The 4731-nt window shown below is 72.4% G+C and carries 2 protein-coding genes and 1 pseudogene; all 3 read right to left on the bottom strand.

The features are described 5' to 3' along the window. Window positions 1-1967 (bottom strand): hypothetical protein (locus tag VJR25_RS03005; protein ID WP_324112385.1); only part of this gene is annotated, 1967 nt, incomplete at its 3' end. Then, the gene (locus VJR25_RS03000) at window positions 1964-4141 is read right to left on the bottom strand and encodes a glycoside hydrolase family 3 N-terminal domain-containing protein (protein ID WP_324112383.1); all 2178 of its coding nucleotides are present in this window, start codon (window positions 4139-4141) and stop codon (window positions 1964-1966) included. The genes VJR25_RS03005 and VJR25_RS03000, both read right to left, overlap by 4 nt. After that, window positions 4138-4731: pseudogene (locus VJR25_RS02995) on the bottom strand (xylan 1,4-beta-xylosidase); the annotation flags it as partial. The pseudogene VJR25_RS02995 and the gene VJR25_RS03000, both read right to left, overlap by 4 nt.

Genomic DNA, 4731 nt, shown 5'->3' with positions numbered 1-4731 from the left:
CGCACTGACTCGTTGACGAGCATCACGACGTCGACGGGTCCGAGGTCGCGCCGCAGCACGCGCAACCCGGGGGCGGATGCCGCGACCCGCACCGCCCGGAGGGTCAGCGCGGCGGCATTCTCGGCCAATTCCGCGAGCGGCACCGCCCGGAACCGGTCGGCGAGCGCCATCGGCGGTCCGGCCTGAACGGCGGGCACCCGGTCGACGAACACGACCGGGATGCCCGCTTCGTCCAGGCGCAGCAACTGGTCCGCGATCGACGCCGGCAGGAAGGCGCTGCCGGGAACGATGAGCGCGTCGTAGGCCTCGTCGCCGAGGGTGAACGCCGTCCCGTCCACGCGCGCGTCGGGCAAGGCGTCGCCGGGCACGATGTCGGCATCAAGCTGCGCCTCCATGAGCGCGCGCAGTGGACGCTCGCAGGGCTGCGCCTGCCCCAGCCACTCGGCATCGGCGTGATACAGCACCGCGAGCGGGGCCACGTGCACGCCGCCCTGCAGCAGGTGGCTGAGCCGGTTCGTGTAGGCGCTGAGCACGTGCTGGTACCGGTACTGGGGGTTGTGCCCGTGCGCGTAGAAGTGCGGTGGGCAGTCCAGGTCGGGGAACGGCGCGGGCGAGAACGCGTGCGGCACGACGTGCGTGACCCCGCGCACCAGCAGGTGGTTGGTCAGCCACGTGAACAGGCGCAGGCCCGCGGACCAGCCGGAGGCGCCGATCGTCTCGCACATCGACCTCCCGGCCTTGAGCGGGTCGAGGTGCGCGGCAGAGGAGGCGAGCTTGGCGAGACCGAAGTGGAAGAACTCGCCGTCGGCGGCTCCGGACATGTTGGCGAACGGGCCGCGGGAGAACCCCGGCACCACCTGGCCGCCGATGATGTCGACGCCCGCCATGTCCTGGCCCGCCATCGCCCGGAAGTAGTGGCCGGCGCCCGGTCCGAGACGGGCGTGGGCGCCGTTGTCCTCGATGACGTGCCCGATGTACTCGACGCCGTGCGCGCGGCACCAGTCGCCGAGCTGCCGGCTGAAGTTGTCGGAGTACAGCCGCGAGACGACATCCATGTACGCGGCGCGCACACACCGCTCGGCCCCTCCGGCCGGAGCCCACAGCAGCGGCAGCCGGAGCCCGGCGTCCGTCCCGAGCGCGGTCGACAGCGCGCCGGCGACGTCGTCGTTCCACGGCAGCGGGACGGCCTTGCCCAGCGCCGACGCGAAGTCGAACGTGTCGGGGTCGTTGTAGAAGCCGGGCTCGTCGCTGAAGAACCCGGCGATCGTGGTGCCGAACTCGTGAGGGTAGCGGGCGTGGATGCGCTCGTGCACGCTGTCGACGAGCAGCCGGACGGATGCCGGGTTCAGGTAGTCGATGTGGTCGGCGTGCCGCGCGCTGCCGCCGTCGGTCGCGACGGACACGAAGAAGGCGCGCCACCAGCCGTCCGGGACGTCCCAGCGGACGACGCCGTCGACGATCCGGTCGGTGAGGTCGACCGGCTCCCCGGTCAGTTCGCCGCCGTCCTCGGCGCGCGGGTACGCGATGACCCGCAGGAGGGTCCCCGGGTCGAGCGCGGCCGCGGGTCCGAAGAACGCGGTGCGGTCGACGATCAGGGATGCCCCGCGGGCCGGGCCCACCACGTCGGTGTGCCGCTCGACGAGGAACCGCCGGCGCAGCTCGGCGGGCGCCTGCGCGACCGCTCCCCCGGCGTGACCGGTGGGGAACGTGTCGTCGTCGAAGAACCACACCGTCATGCCGCGGCGCCGCGCGATCTCCAGCACCGCGTCGACGTCGCGCCACCAGCCGTCCTCGAGGAACTCGGGGTGCGGCCGGGCCTCGAGGATCACGGCGCCGATGCCGGCATCCCCGATCCGCTCCATCTCGGTCCTCACCGACTCGACGCGGCCGCCCTTCTGCCAGAAGAGGGGCATGATCGCGTTCGGCACATCGCCGGTGATCGCCTCGCGCAGCCGCTGCAGGGTCATCGGGAAGCCTCCGCTCGAAGTCGCGCGGTCAGCGACGACATGCCGTCGCCGACCGTCAGGGTGAAGTCCCCCGGCTCGACGAGGCGCGTGCCGCCGTCCGCCCAGAAGCCCAGGTCGTCGACGGTGAGCGGGAACGCGACCGTGACGGACTCCCCCGCGGGAACGTGCACACGCCGGAATCCGCGCAGACGCCGCACCGGCTGGGTGACCGACGCGACCTCGTCCGTGACGAAGAGCATGAGCACGTCGTCTCCGTCGCGTCGGCCGGTGTTGCGCACCGTCACCTGCACGTCCACGCCGTCGTCGAGGCGTTCCGGATCCACCGACCCGGCGGAGACGGTGAGATGGTCGAGCCCGAACGTCGTGTATGTCAGCCCGTGCCCGAAATCGAAGCGCGGTCCCAGGGGCAGGTCGAGGAACTTGGACGTGTAGTGGTCGTCCGTGTTGTTCGGCCCGGCCAGTTCCGCGGCATCCGACGCCACCGCGTCGACACCTCGCAGCAGCCCGCCGCCGGTGCGGGGCGGGCGGCCCGTCCGCTCGTGGTCGTAGTGGATCGGCACCTGGCCGACCGCCCGCGGAAAGGTCATGGGGACCCGTCCGCCGGGATTCACGCGTCCCGACAGCGTGGCGGCGATCGCGGCGGGCGCCTCGGTGCCGAGGTGCCAGGAGCACAGCAGCGCGTCGACCCGGTCGACCCAGTCCTCGACGACGAGCGGACGACCGGTCGCGAGCACCACGACGATCCGCACCCCTGCGTCCGCGAGGGCGTGGATGAGCCGGCGCTGCGCGTCCGGCAGCGTGATGTCGGCACGCGATGCGGCTTCGCCGGAGAGCCGGCTGGGCTCGCCGAGGGCGAGCACGACGAGGTCGGCGGATGCCGCACGCCCTTGGATGTCGGCCAGGTCCGCGTCGGCGAGGTGGAAGAAGTCCTCACCGTCAGCGACGTCCCAGTCGACACGCGGCAGTTCCTGCGCCAGCGCGTCGGCGAGCGACTCGCCCGGTGCGATCGCGAAGCGCTGCACCCAGGCGCCGAGGTGGTCGAGGCTCCGTGCGTACGGGCCCGCGAGCAGGATGCGGCCGGTCGCCGGCAGTGGGAGGGCTCCCTTGTTGGTGAGCAGGACCGTGCAGCGCTCCGCCGCCCGGCGGGCGATCATCCGGTGCTCCGCGGTCCTGCCGGCGGCTGCGGCATCCGAGAACGGATTCTCGAACAGCCCGAGGCGCTCCTTCAGCCGCAGCACTCGCCGCACGGCGTCGTCGATCCGGTCCGGAGACACATCCGCGGGGCCGAGGAGCGCGGTGCCGTCGGCGTCGACCAGCAGCGTCCCGCCCATGACGAGGTCCACGCCCGCCTCGAGAGCAAGCGCGATCGCCGCGCGCTCGTCGGCGGCGATGCCGTGGTCGACGAGCTGAGCGACGCCGTCGGCGTCCCCGACGACGACCCCGTCGAACCCCCACTCCTGCTTGAGCACGCCGGTGAGCAGCGCACGGTTCGCGTGCATAGGGTGACCGTTCAGGGCGTTGAAGGAGGCCATCACGGCCGCCGCTCCGTGCTCGACGCCCACGCGGAACGTCTCGAGGTAGGTCTCGCGCAGCCGCCGGTCGGAGACGTCCGTGGTGTTGTAGTCCCGCCCCGCCTCCGCAGCGCCGTAGGCGACGAAGTGCTTGAGGCATCCCGCGACGCTGTCCGGCGCGGACAGCTGAGTGCCCTGGTAGCCCGCCACTTTGGCGGCGGTGAACGCGGACGCCAGGTGCACGTCCTCGCCGAATCCCTCGACGACGCGGCCCCACCGCGGGTCGCGCGTGATGTCGACCATCGGCGAGAACGTCCAGTTGACGCCGTTGCCCCGCGCCTCGACCGCCGAGACCCGGGCATCGTCCCCGGCGACCTCCGGGGCGAAGCTCGCCGCCTGCGCGAGTGGAGTCGGGAAGATCGTGAACTGGCCGTGCACCACGTCGAGGCCGATCAGAAGCGGAATGCCGTGCGCGGTCTGCTCCACGGCGATCCGCTGCAGCGCGTTCGCCTCGCCGACGCTCGGCGGCCAGAAGGTCGCCCCCAGTCCGCGGCGCACGAGGTCGTCGCGCTCGGCGGCATCCGGGCGCCACACGATCTGCAATTGCAGGAGCTTCTGCTCCCAGGTCATCCGGCCGAGGAGCCGTTCGATGTCGACGCTCATGCGGCGCTCCCGTCGCACAGAGCGCGGTACCGGAACCGTCGGAAGACGACCTCGCCGTCACCGGCCGCGAACAGCGCAGGGCGCAGGCTCTTGAGGTCGTTCATCGTCGCGGAGTGCGCGCCGGCGACGTCGTAGCGCACGCCGTGCCGCACCCAGTCGCCGTCGGCGGCCCGATGCCAGCCGGTGACGATGTGCCGGTCGTTCCGGAGACGCAGCCTGATGACGGTCCCCGGCTCGGCGGGTTCCCGCCAGTGCGTGCGGATGCCGCCCGCATAGCTGTGCAGCGAACCGCCGTCCCAGCCCATCCCGAAGAACATCCGGTCGTTGAAGTAGAGGAGCAGCCCACCCTGCACTGATGCGGCATGGGCGACTTCCGGCACCTCGAGTTCGACCTCCACCTCGTACGACTCGTCCATCGCCCACGCGGTCAGCGGCGACGAGTCGGCGGGGCCGGAGCCCTTGCCGCGCAGCGCGAGACCGTCGTCGAAGCGGGCCCGGGCCGTCTCGTCACGTCCCGGGTTGTCGAACACCCAGCGCTCGCCCCACGCGGGGGCGGTGAAGTCGTCGGACGGCGCCGGCACCGCGGCGGG

It is taken from the genome of Microbacterium sp. (genome assembly GCF_035277845.1).
Taxonomy (GTDB): Bacteria; Actinomycetota; Actinomycetes; order Actinomycetales; family Microbacteriaceae; genus Microbacterium.
Note: the sequence above shows the minus strand (reverse complement) of the source record. Positions and strands in the feature narration are given on the sequence as shown.

Bases quoted from the DNA above. Each gene is read 5' to 3' on its own strand.
- VJR25_RS03000 (WP_324112383.1), bottom strand. From the start codon at position 4,141: ATGAGCGTCGACATCGAACGGCTCCTCGGCCGGATGACCTGGGAGCAG.